At 55.0% G+C, this 15,179-nt stretch carries 16 protein-coding genes; 14 read left to right on the top strand and 2 right to left on the bottom strand.

Features of this window, described 5'->3' with window-relative positions:
* The first annotated feature begins 14 nt into the window (after nucleotides 1-14).
* On the top strand, nucleotides 15-194 hold the full coding sequence (locus AM329_RS24015) for a hypothetical protein (RefSeq protein WP_003862199.1): 180 nt from the start codon (nucleotides 15-17) through the stop codon (nucleotides 192-194).
* 37 nt (nucleotides 195-231) lie between these two features.
* On the opposite strand, the gene stpA is transcribed toward AM329_RS24015, so the two are convergent.
* Entirely contained in the window at nucleotides 232-636 is a 405-nt protein-coding gene (gene stpA / locus AM329_RS24010) for a DNA-binding protein StpA (protein ID WP_022651717.1), read from the bottom strand.
* Between the two features lie 496 nt (nucleotides 637-1,132).
* Here stpA and alaE point away from each other — a divergent pair, with 496 nt between their 5' ends.
* The gene (gene alaE, locus AM329_RS24005; protein ID WP_032609996.1) at nucleotides 1,133-1,582 is read left to right on the top strand and encodes an L-alanine exporter AlaE; all 450 of its coding nucleotides are present in this window, start codon (nucleotides 1,133-1,135) and stop codon (nucleotides 1,580-1,582) included.
* 32 nt (nucleotides 1,583-1,614) lie between these two features.
* Here alaE and AM329_RS24000 read toward each other — a convergent pair whose 3' ends face one another.
* Complete coding sequence (locus AM329_RS24000) at nucleotides 1,615-1,959, bottom strand: DUF2002 family protein (protein ID WP_006811693.1); 345 nt, start codon at nucleotides 1,957-1,959, stop codon at nucleotides 1,615-1,617.
* Between the two features lie 158 nt (nucleotides 1,960-2,117).
* On the opposite strand from AM329_RS24000, the gene AM329_RS23995 reads away from it, so the two are divergent.
* The 12 genes from AM329_RS23995 (at nucleotide 2,118) to emrB (ending at nucleotide 15,105) form a co-directional block, all read left to right on the top strand.
* Nucleotides 2,118-2,444, top strand: a complete 327-nt coding sequence (locus tag AM329_RS23995) for a DUF883 domain-containing protein (RefSeq protein WP_017382769.1) — start codon at nucleotides 2,118-2,120, stop codon at nucleotides 2,442-2,444.
* A 243-nt stretch (nucleotides 2,445-2,687) separates the two neighbouring features.
* On the top strand, nucleotides 2,688-2,927 hold the full coding sequence (nrdH, locus tag AM329_RS23990) for a glutaredoxin-like protein NrdH (protein ID WP_032609998.1): 240 nt from the start codon (nucleotides 2,688-2,690) through the stop codon (nucleotides 2,925-2,927).
* Nucleotides 2,924-3,334, top strand: a complete 411-nt coding sequence (nrdI, locus tag AM329_RS23985) for a class Ib ribonucleoside-diphosphate reductase assembly flavoprotein NrdI (RefSeq protein ID WP_003862188.1) — start codon at nucleotides 2,924-2,926, stop codon at nucleotides 3,332-3,334. Before nrdH ends, nrdI begins: the two co-directional genes overlap by 4 nt.
* On the top strand, nucleotides 3,307-5,451 hold the full coding sequence (nrdE, locus tag AM329_RS23980; RefSeq protein ID WP_022651719.1) for a class 1b ribonucleoside-diphosphate reductase subunit alpha: 2,145 nt from the start codon (nucleotides 3,307-3,309) through the stop codon (nucleotides 5,449-5,451). The genes nrdI and nrdE overlap by 28 nt, the downstream gene beginning before the upstream one ends.
* Nucleotides 5,452-5,460: 9 nt before the next feature.
* Nucleotides 5,461-6,420 carry a class 1b ribonucleoside-diphosphate reductase subunit beta gene (gene nrdF / locus AM329_RS23975; protein ID WP_022649130.1) on the top strand — a complete coding sequence of 320 codons (960 nt, stop codon included), beginning with the start codon at nucleotides 5,461-5,463 and terminating at the stop codon, nucleotides 6,418-6,420.
* Nucleotides 6,421-6,753: 333 nt separating this feature from the next.
* Nucleotides 6,754-7,956, top strand: a complete 1,203-nt coding sequence (gene proV, locus AM329_RS23970; protein WP_022651720.1) for a glycine betaine/L-proline ABC transporter ATP-binding protein ProV — start codon at nucleotides 6,754-6,756, stop codon at nucleotides 7,954-7,956.
* Nucleotides 7,949-9,013 (top strand): glycine betaine/L-proline ABC transporter permease ProW, encoded by a 1,065-nt coding sequence (gene proW, locus AM329_RS25705; RefSeq protein ID WP_015571659.1) that lies wholly within the window; start codon nucleotides 7,949-7,951, stop codon nucleotides 9,011-9,013. Before proV ends, proW begins: the two co-directional genes overlap by 8 nt.
* 9 nt (nucleotides 9,014-9,022) lie before the next feature.
* A complete protein-coding gene (gene proX / locus AM329_RS25700; protein ID WP_017382774.1) occupies nucleotides 9,023-10,018 on the top strand; it encodes a glycine betaine/L-proline ABC transporter substrate-binding protein ProX in 996 nt (331 codons plus the stop codon).
* Between the two features lie 190 nt (nucleotides 10,019-10,208).
* Nucleotides 10,209-11,393, top strand: a complete 1,185-nt coding sequence (locus tag AM329_RS23960) for an MFS transporter (protein ID WP_032610002.1) — start codon at nucleotides 10,209-10,211, stop codon at nucleotides 11,391-11,393.
* A 314-nt stretch (nucleotides 11,394-11,707) separates the two neighbouring features.
* Complete coding sequence (gene emrR, locus AM329_RS23955) at nucleotides 11,708-12,238, top strand: multidrug efflux transporter EmrAB transcriptional repressor EmrR (protein WP_017694792.1); 531 nt, start codon at nucleotides 11,708-11,710, stop codon at nucleotides 12,236-12,238.
* A 130-nt stretch (nucleotides 12,239-12,368) separates the two neighbouring features.
* Nucleotides 12,369-13,541 (top strand): multidrug efflux MFS transporter periplasmic adaptor subunit EmrA, encoded by a 1,173-nt coding sequence (gene emrA / locus AM329_RS23950; protein ID WP_022651722.1) that lies wholly within the window; start codon nucleotides 12,369-12,371, stop codon nucleotides 13,539-13,541.
* 16 nt (nucleotides 13,542-13,557) lie between these two features.
* A complete protein-coding gene (gene emrB, locus AM329_RS23945; protein ID WP_006811709.1) occupies nucleotides 13,558-15,105 on the top strand; it encodes a multidrug efflux MFS transporter permease subunit EmrB in 1,548 nt (515 codons plus the stop codon).
* The last annotated feature ends 74 nt before the right edge of the window (nucleotides 15,106-15,179 follow it).

Raw genomic sequence — 15,179 nt, 5'->3', positions numbered from 1 at the left:
GATGAGGAGGTGCTATGTTTTCTGTCGGTGATTATGTCCAACCGCGTCAGGGCGGTCCGAAACTGAAAGTGCTCGAAGTGAATGGTGAAAACATTGTGGCCGTGCAGGCCAGCGATGAGCAGGGCGAGAAATATCACCTGAAAGCGGCGGACGTAGTTCTGTACTCCGAAGAAGGTGACTTTGGCGTCTGCTAAGTCAATAATCGGGCGGAATACACCGCCCGAATAATCATCAGATCAGGAAATCGTCCAGCGATTTACCGTTTGCCAGTGCGGTCGCAATTGGCTTTGGCGTACGTCCCTGACCGGTCCAGGTTTTTTCTTCACCGTTCGCGTCAATAAAACGATATTTCGCCGCACGCGCTTTACGTTTTTTCGTCGGCTGACCCGCCTGCGCCAGGTCACTGCCTAACAGATCGCTCGGAGAAATACCGTCAGCTTTCATCAGTTCCAGCAGAGCATTAATTTTATCCTGCTGTTCAGCGCGTTGACGCTCTAATTCAGCCTGCTCGCTGCGTTTTTCTTCAGTGACAATCCGGAATTTTTCCAGCACTTCTTCCAGAACATCCATGGATAATTCACGTGCCAGCGCCCGGAGGGTACGAATATTATTAAGATTCTGTAACGTTAAAGCCATAATAATGAAAAACCTTTCTTCGTGTGTATAACATAAATCAGGCAACAGAATAATTGATTTTGGTTCTGATATCTACCCACTGTGACGTTTTGACATTATTGTAAATGTTTTAGAATATCCCGTTAATATAACCCTGAAATATATGTCTGCTTTAAAGCGTAATATACCGCCCTTCCCCAGGCCAAAAAACCCTGTTTTAAACCGTTCAAAAAACCGCCTCCAAAATCCCACACAACAAAGGTTTCACACGCGCATAGATAATCTAATTCATTGATATATTTCACTAAAATAGGCGCGAGGAGAGAAAATAACGAAGCGCGCAAAAAACGCACATTTTTAGAGAATTTTATGGCTAAAGCGCCAGTAAATAAAAATTAATCACTACTTGTTAGTTAAAAGCCAGAGAGATACGCTATACACTCAAAACAAACCAACCTAAAGCACTAAAGGCCGCAGGTAAAACGCCACTTTTGTGTCCTGTTCGAGGAGTTCAGACATGTTCTCACCGCAGTCTCGCCTGCGCCATGCGGTAGCGGATACGTTCGCGATGGTCGTTTACTGTTCCGTCGTGAATATGCTGATTGAAATTTTCCTGTCGGGAATGTCCTTTGAGCAATCTCTCTCGTCGCGCCTGGTGGCCATTCCGGTGAATATCTTGATCGCCTGGCCGTACGGCCTGTACCGCGATGCAGTGATGCGTTTAGCCCGGCGTATTAGCCCGGCGGGTTGGGTAAAAAACCTGGCGGACGTGCTGGCTTACGTGACGTTCCAGTCCCCGGTGTATGTGTTTATTTTGCTGACGGTGGGCGCAGACTGGCATCAAATCGCCGCTGCGGTAAGTTCAAATATCGTGGTATCCATGCTGATGGGTGCGGTGTACGGTTACTTTCTTGACTACTGCCGCCGCCTGTTCAAAGTCAGCCCTTATAGCCAGGCAAAAGCGTAAGGTAAGGCGACTGGCTCATGCCAGTCGCAGAGTTATTGTACGTCGCCAAACAGCCCTTTCAGGAATCGCTCCAGCGCCATACGCGAGCTGAAACCGTGCGGAATACCATAATGTTCATGCGTCTCGCCGCCTAAATAGAGCGGAAATTGCTGATAATGATCGCAGGTTTTAATATCCGAGGCGGGCTCAGCAAATGACAGGCTTCTGTCTTTGAGTGTCGGGTGAATAATGAGAGCAGTACGCCCCATTCTTGCTTCACGGTTGACGTAAACATAATTCTCACCACGGCGATATCCGTACGCTTTTGATGTTACCTCATCCATGGTGAACCCTTCTTTTTCAAGAACGCGCGCCACCTCATCGGGTCGTAAATACATATCTTTTCCTCATTATCATTCCTGCCCGGCAACCTTACAGTATTCAGCATTAGCAGGGCTTTCAGAATATTCCATAAACTGCCCGATAAGCCGTGACTCGCTTCAGATATTACATTTCTGGACTAAACTAAACGGGAACACAAATTATGGAGGATCGTATGTTTAACAGACCGAACCGAAACGATATTAATGACGACACACAGGATATTCGTAACGATGTCAGCCAATTAGCGGACACGCTGGAAGCCGTATTGAAATCCTGGGGCTCTGACGCGAAGGACGAAGCAGATGCCGCGAAACGTAAGGCTCAGTCTCTGCTGCGTGAAACGCGGGCAAGGATGAATGGCCGCTCACGTACCACTCAGGCGGCCTGCGACATGGCCAGCTGCGCCACCACCTTCGTACGTGAAAAACCGCTTTGTACGCTGGGAACGGTCGCGGCGGTCGGGATTTTTGTCGGCGCCCTGCTTAGTCTGCGTAAGTAAGCGCGCGTTCTTAGCCCCGGTAGCCTCAGGCGCCGGGGCTTTTCTTTGCCTGACAACCTGAAAAAACCGTACAGCCCGCCCTGCCCCGCCAGGCTCATCATCGGGGCCTTATTAATCTGAATTTCCCATATCTTGTGTGGTTGAAACTTATATAAACTACATCTAGTATTCCCTTTAGTAAGACACACACAATATGACGCGTTTACTCGCGCCGTCCTCTCATTCTAAATGGAAATGCGAATCATGAGCATTATTATTTACACTCGTAACGATTGTGTTCAGTGCCACGCCACGAAACGGGCGATGGAGAGCCGCGGCGTGGCATTTGAGATGGTCAATATTGATCAGGTGCCCGACGCGGCAGACACCCTGCGGGCGCAGGGTTTCCGTCAGCTTCCGGTTGTGGTTGCCGGCAACACCAGCTGGTCTGGCTTCCGTCCGGACATGATCAACCGCCTTGCCGCTCAGGGCGTCAGTGCATGAGCACGCTGGTCTACTTTTCCAGCAGCTCGGAAAACACGCTTCGGTTTATGGAGCGTCTCGGGCTGCCCGCGATACGCATTCCGCTGAACGAGCGGGAGCGTATTCAGGTAGACGAACCCTACATTCTGGTGGTGCCCAGCTATGGCGGTGGCGGCACCGCAGGGGCTGTGCCTCGTCAGGTGATCCGCTTTCTGAACGATCCCCATAACCGGCAGCTTATTCGCGGCGTGATCGCCGCAGGCAATCGCAACTTCGGCGAGGCCTTTGCCCGCGCCGGGGATGTCATCTCTCAAAAATGCGGCGTGCCGTATCTCTATCGTTTTGAATTGATGGGGACACAGCAGGACGTAGAGAACGTGCGTAAAGGAGTGAACGAATTTTGGCAACGACAACCGCAGAGCGCGTGATTCAGGCAACGCCGGATTACCACGCATTAAACGCCATGCTAAACCTCTATGACCGGGAGGGGCGCATTCAGTTTGATAAAGATCGTGAGGCGGTGGACGCCTTTTTTGCCGCTCATGTGCGCCCGAACAGCATCGTTTTTGGCAGCCAGCAGGAACGTCTCGACTGGCTGGTAAAAGAGGGTTATTACGAAGAGCGTGTCCTGACCCGCTACGACCGCGCCTTCGTGGTGGCATTGTTTGAACGGGCGCACGCCAGCGGTTTTCGCTTCCAGACGTTTCTCGGCGCGTGGAAGTATTACACCAGCTACACCCTGAAAACCTTTGACGGCAAACGCTATTTAGAAAGCTTTGAAGATCGGGTGGTGATGGTGGCGCTGACGCTGGCGCAGGGCGATGAAGTGCTGGCCGAAAGTCTCACGGAGGAGATCCTCTCCGGCCGCTTCCAGCCCGCCACGCCAACGTTCCTTAACTGCGGGAAAGCCCAGCGCGGCGAGCTGGTCTCCTGCTTCCTGCTGCGTATTGAAGACAATATGGAGTCGATTGGCCGTGCGGTAAATTCGGCGCTACAGCTTTCGAAACGCGGCGGCGGTGTGGCATTTCTGCTTTCGAACCTGCGGGAAGCGGGCGCGCCGATTAAGCGCATCGAAAATCAGTCCTCCGGCGTCATCCCGGTGATGAAGATGCTGGAAGATGCCTTTTCGTACGCCAACCAGCTTGGCGCGCGTCAGGGCGCGGGTGCGGTTTATCTGCACGCGCACCACCCGGACATTCTGCGTTTTCTGGATACCAAACGTGAAAACGCCGATGAAAAGATCCGCATTAAAACCCTGTCGCTCGGCGTGGTGATCCCGGATATCACGTTTAAGCTGGCTAAAGAGAATGCCGACATGGCGCTCTTCTCACCGTATGATGTTGAGCGGATTTACGGCAAAGCCTTTGGCGACGTGGCGATAAGCGAGCTGTACGACGAGCTGGTGGCCGACGATCGCATTCGTAAAAAAACCATCAACGCCCGGGATTTCTTCCAGACGCTGGCTGAAATTCAGTTTGAATCCGGTTATCCGTACATCATGTACGAGGATACGGTGAACCGCGCCAACCCGATTGGCGGGCGCATCAACATGAGCAATCTGTGCTCGGAGATTTTGCAGGTCAACAGCGCGTCCAGCTACGACGAGAACCTCGACTACGCGGACGTGGGCAAGGATATCTCCTGTAACCTCGGGTCGCTGAATATTGCCCACACCATGGACTCTCCCGATTTTGGCCGCACGGTAGAGACCGCCATTCGCGGACTGACGGCGGTATCAGACATGAGCCACATCCGCAGCGTACCGTCTATTGAAGCGGGCAACGCCGCGTCGCATGCCATCGGCCTTGGGCAGATGAACCTGCACGGCTATCTGGCGCGGGAGGGCATCGCCTACGGCAGCCCCGAAGGGCTGGATTTCACCAACCTTTATTTCTACACCGTCACCTGGCATGCGGTGCATACCTCGATGATGCTGGCGCGCGAACGCCACCAGCGGTTCGCAGGCTTTGAGCAGTCCCGCTACGCCAGCGGAGAGTATTTCAGCCAGTATCTGGAAGGCGACTGGCAGCCGAAAACCGAAAAAGTACGCGCGCTGTTTGCCCGCGCTGGCATCACCCTGCCGACGCGTGAGATGTGGCAACAGCTGCGTGAAGAGGTGATGCGCTACGGCATTTATAACCAGAACCTTCAGGCGGTGCCGCCAACCGGCTCCATTTCCTATATCAATCACGCCACGTCGAGCATCCACCCCATCGTGTCGAAGATTGAAATCCGTAAGGAAGGCAAAACCGGGCGCGTCTACTACCCTGCCCCGTTTATGACCAATGAGAATCTGGCTCTGTACCAGGACGCCTATGAAATTGGCCCGGAAAAGATCATTGATACCTACGCCGAGGCGACTAAACATGTGGATCAGGGGCTGTCGCTGACGCTCTTCTTCCCGGACACCGCCACCACGCGGGATATCAACAAAGCGCAGATCTACGCCTGGAAGAAAGGCATCAAAACGCTGTACTACATTCGCCTGCGCCAGCTCGCGCTGGAAGGCACCGAAATTGAAGGCTGCGTGTCCTGCGCGCTGTAAGGAGAAAGGATGAAACTGTCACGCGTAAGCGCCGTTAACTGGAACAAAATTCAGGATGATAAAGACCTGGAGGTATGGAACCGCCTGACCAGCAACTTCTGGCTGCCGGAAAAGGTGCCGCTCTCCAACGATATTCCGGCCTGGCAAACTCTGAGCCATGCCGAGCAGCAGCTGACAATCCGCGTCTTCACCGGCCTGACGCTGCTGGACACCATTCAGAATACCGTGGGTGCGCCCGCGCTGATGAGTGATGCGCTGACCCCGCACGAGGAGGCGGTAATGTCGAATATCAGCTTTATGGAGGCGGTGCATGCCCGCTCTTACAGCTCGATTTTCTCCACTCTGTGCCAGACCAGGGACGTGGACGCCGCCTACGCCTGGAGTGAAGAGAGCGCGTCATTGCAGCGCAAGGCAGATCTGGTGCTGGAATATTACCGGGCCGACGAGCCGCTGAAGAAGAAGATCGCCAGCGTATTCCTGGAATCTTTCCTCTTCTATTCCGGCTTCTGGCTGCCTATGTACTGGTCGAGCCGGGGCAAGCTCACCAACACCGCCGATTTGATTCGCCTCATCATCCGCGATGAAGCGGTACACGGGTATTACATCGGCTATAAGTACCAGAAAGGACTGGAGAAAGTCACCCCGGAAAAACGCGAGGAACTCAAAGGTTTTGCCCTCGATTTACTGATGGATCTGTATGACAACGAGCTGAGTTATACCGAGGAGCTGTACGCCGGAACGGGCTGGGAAGAGGACGTAAAAGCCTTCCTCTGCTACAACGCCAACAAGGCGCTGATGAACCTGGGCTACGAAGCGTTATTCCCACCGGAAATGGCGGAAGTGAACCCGGCGATCCTCGCGGCGCTGTCGCCCAACGCCGATGAAAACCACGACTTCTTTTCCGGGTCCGGCTCGTCGTACGTGATGGGTAAAGCGGTGGAGACGCAAGACGAGGACTGGGATTTTTAATGAATGAATTAACGTTCATTAATTAACTCTGCATTTCATTATTTCCAGCCAAATATTCCACCAGGTACTACACTGTAATTTTCCCGTCATATTCGCCTGAAACACACCGATTCAGGCGAAATTTCCCCATGCAGCAGCAAAAAATTGAGAAAAATTCAAACCGCCCTCAGCCCTTTATTCATGGGAAATTCAGCCGTTTCGCTTGCGGCAAAATTCTGGCCTTCGGCTGGCCCAGGGTTGTCTCAGATTCTGAGTATGTTAGGGTAATGCCAGTTAACTATTTACCATGGTAATCATATCGACATAAACAAATAACAGGACACTCTCTATTGCATGGCAATTAAATTAGAAGTGAAAAATCTTTATAAAGTATTTGGCGAGCACCCGCAGCGTGCTTTCAAATATATTGAGAAAGGCCTTTCGAAAGAGCAAATTCTGGAAAAAACCGGGCTATCGCTTGGCGTTAAAGACGCCAGTCTGGCCATTGAAGAAGGCGAGATTTTTGTCATCATGGGATTATCCGGTTCGGGTAAATCCACTATGGTTCGCCTTCTCAATCGCCTGATTGAACCCACCCGCGGACAGGTGCTGATTGACGGCGTTGATATCGCCAGAATATCAGACGCGGAACTCCGCGAGGTGCGCAGAAAGAAAATTGCGATGGTGTTTCAGTCATTTGCACTGATGCCGCACATGACGGTACTCGATAATACCGCCTTTGGCATGGAGTTAGCCGGTATCCCCGCTCAGGAACGTCAGGAAAAAGCCCTTGATGCACTGCGTCAGGTCGGGCTGGAAAATTATGCTCATGCGTATCCGGATGAACTCTCCGGCGGTATGCGTCAGCGTGTGGGATTAGCGCGCGCATTAGCGATTAATCCGGATATTTTATTAATGGACGAAGCCTTCTCGGCGCTCGATCCCTTAATTCGCACCGAGATGCAGGATGAGCTGGTAAAATTACAGGCCAAACATCAGCGCACCATTGTTTTTATTTCTCACGATTTGGATGAAGCCATGCGTATTGGTGACCGTATCGCCATTATGCAAAATGGTGAAGTGGTGCAGGTCGGCACACCGGATGAAATTCTCAATAATCCGGCGAATGATTATGTGCGCACCTTCTTCCGCGGCGTGGATATTAGCCACGTATTCAGTGCGAAAGATATTGCCCGTCGAACACCAAACGGCATTATTCGTAAAACGCCAGGTTTTGGTCCGCGCTCCGCGCTGAAGCTGTTGCAGGACGAAGACCGTGAATACGGTTATCTGGTTGAACGCGGCAATAAATTTGTCGGCGTTGTCTCCATCGACTCCCTGAAAACCGCCCTGAGCGAAAACCAGGGAATCGATGCGGCGTTGATTGACGCTCCGCTTGCCGTGGACGCCGAAACGCCGCTCAGCGAGTTGCTCTCTCACGTGGGTCAGGCGCCGTGCGCCGTGCCGGTTGTCGGTGAAGAACAACAGTACGTTGGCATCATCTCAAAACGGATGCTGCTACAGGCTTTAGATCGCGAGGGGACAAACAATGGCTGATCAATCAAACCCATGGGGCACCACTGAAGCAGCGGACAGCGCGGCGCAATCTGCCGATGCGTGGGGTTCGACGCCTGCGCCTGCCGATGGCGGCGGCGCGGCAGACTGGCTCAACAGCGCACCAGCGCCTGCCCCAGAGCATTTCAATATTATGGATCCGTTCCACAAGACGCTGATCCCGCTGGATAGCTGGGTAACGGAGGGGATCGACTGGGTCGTTACCCACTTCCGTCCGGTGTTCCAGGGGATCCGCATCCCGGTGGATTACATCCTGAACGGCTTCCAGCAGCTGATGCTGGGCATGCCCGCGCCGGTGGCGATTATCCTGTTCTCGCTGATCGCATGGCAGTTCGGCAGCGCGGGTATGGGGATCGCCACGCTGATCTCCCTGATTGCCATCGGCGCGATTGGCGCGTGGTCTCAGGCGATGATCACCCTGGCGCTGGTGCTGACCGCCCTGCTGTTCTGCGTGGTGATCGGCCTGCCGATGGGGATCTGGCTGGCGCGCAGCCCCCGGGCCGCGAAAATTATCCGCCCGCTGCTGGATGCGATGCAGACCACGCCAGCGTTCGTTTACCTGGTGCCTATCGTGATGCTGTTCGGCATCGGTAACGTACCGGGGGTGGTCGTGACCATTATCTTCGCCCTTCCGCCAATTATTCGTCTGACCATTCTGGGCATTAACCAGGTGCCTGCGGATCTGATAGAGGCATCGCGCTCGTTCGGCGCCAGCCCGCGTCAGATGCTGTTTAAGGTTCAGCTTCCGCTGGCGATGCCGACCATTATGGCAGGTGTTAACCAGACGCTGATGCTGGCGCTGTCGATGGTGGTGATCGCCTCAATGATTGCCGTTGGCGGGTTAGGTCAGATGGTACTGCGCGGCATTGGCCGTCTCGATATGGGGCTGGCGACCGTCGGCGGCGTCGGGATTGTGATCCTCGCCATCATTCTTGACCGCCTGACCCAGGCTGTCGGTCGTGATTCACGCAGTCGCGGCAACCGTCGCTGGTACACCACCGGCCCTGTCGGGTTACTCACCCGCCCATTCACAAAATAAGGAACAACGATGCGACATAACGTACTTTTTGCCACAGCGTTTGCGACCCTTGTCTCCACCAGCGCAGTTGCCGCTGACCTGCCGGGCAAAGGCATTACCGTGCAGCCGGTGCAGAGCACCATTTCGGAAGAGTCCTTCCAGACCCAGATTGTCAGCCGTGCGCTGGAGAAACTGGGCTATACGGTGAATACCGCCAGCGAAGTGGATTACAACGTGGGCTATACCTCCATTGCCTCCGGCGATGCCACCTTTACCGCCGTGAACTGGCAGCCGCTGCACGACGATATGTATGCCGCCGCAGGCGGTGACAAGAAATTCTACCGTGAAGGCACCTTTGTGACCGGCGCTGCGCAGGGATATTTGATCGACAAGAAAACCGCCGATAAGTATCACATCACCAATATTGAACAGCTGAAAGATCCGAAGATCGCCAAACTCTTTGATACCAACGGTGACGGTAAAGCCGACATGATGGGCTGCTCGCCGGGCTGGGGCTGTGAAGCGGTGATTAACCACCAGAACAAAGCCTTCGATCTGGCTAAGACCGTCGACGTGAGCCACGGCAATTACTCTGCGATGATGGCCGACACCATCGCCCGCTTTAAAGAAGGCAAGCCAGTGATCTACTACACCTGGACGCCGTACTGGGTGAGCGACGTGCTGAAGCCGGGCAAAGACGTGGTGTGGTTGCAGGTGCCCTTCTCTTCCCTGCCGGGCGAGCAGAAAGATATCGACACCAAACTGCCAAATGGCATGAACTATGGCTTCCCGGTGAATACCATGCATATCGTGGCGAACAAAGCCTGGGCCGAGAAAAACCCTGCGGCGGCGAAGCTGTTCTCGGTGATGAAACTGCCGCTGGCTGACATTAACGCCCAGAACGCGATGATGCACGCGGGTAAATCATCCGAAGCAGATATCAAAGGCCACGTGGATGGCTGGATCAAAGCCCACCAGCAGCAGTTCGATGGCTGGGTGAAAGAGGCGCTTGAGGCGCAGAAGTAAAGTACTTTCCCCTCACCCCAGCACTCTCCCGAAGGGAGGGGGTGTTAGCGTTCCCTCTCCCTTCTGGGGAGAGGGTTAGGGTGAGGGGCTTAACCGCACAAACACACACATAACAATTCCCCAACATTCACCATCATTGGTTATTATGTTTCCGGAAAAATAATCACTTAACTCACGATTCCTGAAACTAATGACAAAAACAACTCAAGGGCTTAGCCCCGCACTCATCCTTTTAATGTCCGTGGCAACGGGTCTGGCCGTCGCCAGCAACTATTACGCACAACCACTGCTCGACACCATCGCACGCGCCTTCGATCTTTCAGCCAGCTCCGCCGGCTTTATTGTCACCGCAGCACAGCTCGGCTATGCGGCCGGGCTGCTGTTCCTGGTGCCATTAGGCGATATGTTTGAGCGCCGGATGCTTATCGTCTCCATGACGCTGCTGGCGGCGGGCGGAATGTTGATCACCGCCAGCAGCCAGTCGTTAACGATGATGATTATCGGCACCGCGCTGACGGGGCTGTTCTCGGTGGTGGCGCAAATTCTGGTTCCCCTCGCCGCGACGCTGGCTTCCCCGGAAAAACGCGGCAAAGTGGTCGGTACTATCATGAGCGGCCTGCTGCTGGGCATCCTGCTGGCGCGAACCGTTGCCGGGCTGCTGGCGAGCCTCGGCGGCTGGCGCACCGTTTACTGGGTGGCGAGCGTGCTGATGCTTATCATGGCGCTGGCCCTGTGGCGCGGCCTGCCAAAGGTGAAGCAGGAAAATCACCTGAACTATCCGCAGCTCCTCGCCTCCGTTTTCAGCCTTTTCACCCGGGATAAACTCCTGCGCACGCGCGCCATTCTGGGGTGTCTCACCTTCGCCAACTTCAGCATCTTATGGACGTCGATGGCGTTTCTGCTCGCCGCGCCACCGTTTAACTACTCAGAAGGCGTGATTGGCCTGTTCGGGCTGGCAGGCGCGGCTGGCGCACTGGGCGCGCGCCCGGCGGGTGGGCTGGCCGATAAAGGTAAATCTCATATGACCACCTCCGCAGGGCTGGTTTTACTCCTGCTCTCCTGGGCGGCCATCTGGTACGGACACGTCTCCGTGCTGGCGCTGATTGTCGGTATTCTGGTGCTAGACCTCACCGTGCAGGGCGTACACATCACCAACCAGACCGTGATTTACCGCATGAAGCCGGACGCCCGTAACCGTCTGACGGCCGGGTACATGACCAGCTACTTTATCGGCGGCGCGGCGGGCTCGCTCATCTCAGCCTCCGCCTGGCAGCATGCGGGCTGGACGGGCGTGTGCGCCATCGGCGCCATCGTCGCGGCGATAAATCTGCTGGTATGGTGGCGCGGCTATCACCGTCAGGAAGCAATTCACTAAGTTTTACATTGCTTTGGGTCCCCTGGAGTGTAAAGGGGGCCTGCATCTGTTAAGGTAACGGTAATCATTTATCTCAGAAATTTTACTGTGGGTGACATATTTACTACCGGCATGAATAGTTCAGACCCCTGTCCTCACATCCCCTCTTTCGCGGGTACACACCCCACGCTCTCTGTGCTCACCGGGTCACGGATTTACCCGGCGCTTTCTGATGGTGACATACGTTTGGCGGATATAACCGCACAAATAATTCATTTACATTATTTGTCACTGTCGTTACTATATCGGCTGTAATTAATGAGGTTATGCCCAAAATGGATAGTTCGTTTACGCCCATTGAACAAATGCTTAAGTTCCGTGCCAGTCGTCATGAGGACTTCCCGTATCAGGAAATTCTGCTGACCCGCCTGTGCATGCACATGCAGGGTAAGCTGCTGGAAAATCGTAACAAGATGCTGAAAGCGCAAGGGATTAACGAGACGTTGTTTATGGCGTTGATTACGCTGGAGTCTCAGGAAAATCACAGCATTCAGCCATCGGAACTGAGCTGTGCGCTGGGGTCATCCCGTACCAATGCAACCCGTATCGCGGATGAACTGGAAAAGCGCGGCTGGATTGAACGCCGTGAAAGCGATAACGATCGCCGCTGCCTGCATCTGCAACTGACCGAGAAAGGTCACGAATTCTTGCGCGAAGTGCTGCCACCGCAGCACAACTGCCTGCACCAGCTCTGGTCTGCCCTCAGCACCGCCGAGCGCGACCAGCTTGAGCATATTACTCGCAAGCTGCTCACCCGTCTGGACCAGATGGATGAAGATGGCGTCATCCTTGAGGCGCTGCGCTAACGCGACGATCCGCTCAACATTCCAGATTGCTAAAAAGAAAAACTGACAGGCCAGCACGTGAAACTGCTGGCCTTTCTGACAACAGGTCGGCTCAGCCGATGTGAAAATAAAAAGATCGTGGAGAACAACAATGAGCGCAAATGCGGAGAACACCCCCCCGCAGCAACCGGTCAACAAAAAGGGCAAACGTAAGAGCGCCCTTATTCTGCTGACCTTGCTCTTTATTATTATTGCCGTGGCATATGGGATCTATTGGTTTTTAGTCTTGCGTCATGTTGAAGAGACAGACGATGCATACGTGGCAGGGAATCAGGTTCAAATCATGGCCCAGGTGTCAGGCAGCGTGACGAAAGTCTGGGCTGATAACACCGACTTTGTGAAAAAAGGCGATGTGCTGGTCACGCTCGATCCAACCGACGCCCAACAGGCTTTTGAAAAAGCACAGACGGCTCTGGCCTCCAGCGTTCGCCAGACCCGCCAGCTGATGATCAACAGCAAGCAGCTTCAGGCCAATATCGACGTGCAGAAAACGGCGCTGGCTCAGGCGCAGAGCGACCTCAATCGTCGTGTTCCTCTCGGCACCGCCAACCTGATTGGCCGTGAAGAGTTGCAGCACGCCCGCGATGCGGTGGCCAGCGCACAGGCGCAGCTGGACGTGGCGATCCAACAGTACAACGCTAATCAGGCGATGGTGCTGGGTACTTCTCTGGAAAACCAGCCGGCGGTGAAACAGGCGGCGACCGAAGTGCGTAACGCATGGCTTGCCCTGCAACGTACCAAAATCGTCAGCCCGATGACCGGCTACGTTTCCCGTCGTTCCGTACAGCCAGGGGCGCAGATTAGCACCACCACGCCGCTGATGGCGGTCGTTCCGGCGAACAATCTGTGGGTCGATGCGAACTTCAAAGAGACCCAGCTGGCGCATATGCGTATCGGCCAAACCGCAACTGTGGTCAGCGATATTTACGGCGATGACATCAAGTACACCGGGAAAGTGGTCGGTCTGGACATGGGGACCGGCAGCGCGTTTAGCCTGCTGCCTGCACAGAACGCCACCGGCAACTGGATCAAAGTGGTACAGCGCTTGCCTGTGCGTATCGAACTGGATCCTAAGCAGCTGGCAGACCATCCGCTGCGAATTGGCCTTTCCACGCTGGTGACGGTCGATACCGCCAACCGCGACGGTCAGATCCTCGCAAGCCAGGTGCGCAGTACGCCAGCTTATGAAAGTAACGCCCGTGAAATTAGCCTCGATCCGGTCAATAAGCTGATCGATGACATCGTGAAGGCAAACGCCGGTTAAGCCGAAGGTGAGCGTTATGCAACAGCAAAAGCCGCAAAAACCGCTGGAGGGGGCGCAACTGGTCATTATGACCATTGCGCTGTCGCTGGCGACATTCATGCAGGTGCTGGACTCCACCATCGCAAACGTGGCGATCCCTACGATCGCCGGGAACCTTGGCTCATCGCTGAGCCAAGGGACCTGGGTCATTACCTCGTTCGGGGTGGCGAACGCCATCTCCATTCCCATCACCGGCTGGCTGGCGAAGCGCGTCGGTGAAGTGAAGCTGTTCCTTTGGTCGACGATCCTGTTCGTGCTGGCCTCCTGGGCCTGCGGCATGTCCAGTAGCCTGACGATGCTGATTTTCTTCCGCGTCATCCAGGGGATTGTCGCCGGGCCGTTGATTCCGCTGTCGCAGAGTTTGCTGCTGAACAACTATCCGCCCGCCAAACGCTCCATCGCGCTCGCGCTGTGGTCGATGACGGTGATTGTCGCCCCAATTTGCGGGCCAATCCTCGGCGGCTATATCAGCGATAACTATCACTGGGGCTGGATCTTCTTCATCAACGTGCCCATCGGTGCGCTGGTGGTACTGATGACGCTACAGTCTTTGCGTGGTCGCGAAACGCGGACTGAACAGCGGCGGATCGACGGCATCGGGCTGGCACTGCTGGTTGTCGGCATCGGCAGCCTGCAAATCATGCTCGACCGCGGCAAAGAGCTGGACTGGTTCGCCTCTACGGAAATCATCGTGCTGACGGTGGTCGCTGTGGTGGCCATCAGCTTCCTGATTGTCTGGGAGCTGACGGACGATAACCCGATAGTCGACCTCTCGTTGTTTAAATCGCGAAACTTCACCATCGGCTGCCTGTGTATCAGCCTCGCCTATATGCTCTACTTCGGCGCGATTGTTCTGCTGCCGCAGCTGTTGCAGGAGGTGTACGGCTATACCGCAACCTGGGCGGGGCTGGCCTCCGCGCCGGTGGGGTTAATTCCGGTTCTGCTGTCGCCGATTATTGGCCGTTTCGCCCATAAGCTCGACATGCGCAGGCTGGTGACGTTCAGCTTCATCATGTACGCCGTGTGCTTCTACTGGCGCGCGTATACGTTTGAACCGGGAATGGACTTTGGCGCCTCCGCGTGGCCACAGTTTATTCAGGGCTTCGCCGTAGCGTGCTTCTTCATGCCGCTGACCACCATTACGCTTTCCGGCTTGCCGCCTGAGCGGATGGCGGCGGCATCGAGCCTGTCGAACTTCACCCGTACGCTGGCGGGCTCCATCGGGACATCGATCACCACCACGCTGTGGACCAACCGGGAATCGATGCACCATGCTCAACTCACCGAAGCGGTGAACCCGTTCAACCCTAACGCTCAGCAGATGTATAGCCAGCTTGAGGGGATGGGGATGACGGAGCAGCAGGCGTCCGGCTGGCTTGCCCAGCAGATCACCAACCAGGGGCTGATTATCTCGGCAAACGAGATTTTCTGGATATCGGCGGGGATCTTTATCGTCCTGCTGGGGCTGGTGTGGTTTGCCAAACCACCGTTTGGGGCCGGTAGCGGGGGCGGTGGGGCGCATTAGCCCTCATTACAGGACGCCTTACCCGGCCTACGATCGTAGGCCCGGTAAGCGCAGCGCCACCGGGCAACTTCTAC

The sequence above is a fragment of the Enterobacter cloacae complex sp. AR_0002 genome (assembly GCF_001922365.1).
Lineage (GTDB): Bacteria > Pseudomonadota > Gammaproteobacteria > Enterobacterales > Enterobacteriaceae > Enterobacter > Enterobacter hormaechei_C.
The sequence above is the reverse complement of the archived record's forward strand: the minus strand, read 5'-3'. Positions and strand labels throughout refer to the sequence as shown.

What these genes read in the sequence shown, in the direction of transcription:
- AM329_RS23960 (WP_032610002.1), top strand. Translation starts at nt 10,209, where the DNA reads ATGACAAAAACAACTCAAGGGCTTAGCCCCGCACTCATCCTTTTAATG.
- AM329_RS24000 (WP_006811693.1), bottom strand. Translation starts at nt 1,959, where the DNA reads ATGTATTTACGACCCGATGAGGTGGCGCGCGTTCTTGAAAAAGAAGGG.
- nrdF (WP_022649130.1), top strand. Translation starts at nt 5,461, where the DNA reads ATGAAACTGTCACGCGTAAGCGCCGTTAACTGGAACAAAATTCAGGAT.
- stpA (WP_022651717.1), bottom strand. Translation starts at nt 636, where the DNA reads ATGGCTTTAACGTTACAGAATCTTAATAATATTCGTACCCTCCGGGCG.
- nrdH (WP_032609998.1), top strand. Translation starts at nt 2,688, where the DNA reads ATGAGCATTATTATTTACACTCGTAACGATTGTGTTCAGTGCCACGCC.
- emrA (WP_022651722.1), top strand. Translation starts at nt 12,369, where the DNA reads ATGAGCGCAAATGCGGAGAACACCCCCCCGCAGCAACCGGTCAACAAA.
- emrB (WP_006811709.1), top strand. Translation starts at nt 13,558, where the DNA reads ATGCAACAGCAAAAGCCGCAAAAACCGCTGGAGGGGGCGCAACTGGTC.
- proW (WP_015571659.1), top strand. Translation starts at nt 7,949, where the DNA reads ATGGCTGATCAATCAAACCCATGGGGCACCACTGAAGCAGCGGACAGC.
- proX (WP_017382774.1), top strand. Translation starts at nt 9,023, where the DNA reads ATGCGACATAACGTACTTTTTGCCACAGCGTTTGCGACCCTTGTCTCC.
- emrR (WP_017694792.1), top strand. Translation starts at nt 11,708, where the DNA reads ATGGATAGTTCGTTTACGCCCATTGAACAAATGCTTAAGTTCCGTGCC.
- alaE (WP_032609996.1), top strand. Translation starts at nt 1,133, where the DNA reads ATGTTCTCACCGCAGTCTCGCCTGCGCCATGCGGTAGCGGATACGTTC.
- proV (WP_022651720.1), top strand. Translation starts at nt 6,754, where the DNA reads ATGGCAATTAAATTAGAAGTGAAAAATCTTTATAAAGTATTTGGCGAG.
- AM329_RS23995 (WP_017382769.1), top strand. Translation starts at nt 2,118, where the DNA reads ATGTTTAACAGACCGAACCGAAACGATATTAATGACGACACACAGGAT.
- nrdI (WP_003862188.1), top strand. Translation starts at nt 2,924, where the DNA reads ATGAGCACGCTGGTCTACTTTTCCAGCAGCTCGGAAAACACGCTTCGG.
- AM329_RS24015 (WP_003862199.1), top strand. Translation starts at nt 15, where the DNA reads ATGTTTTCTGTCGGTGATTATGTCCAACCGCGTCAGGGCGGTCCGAAA.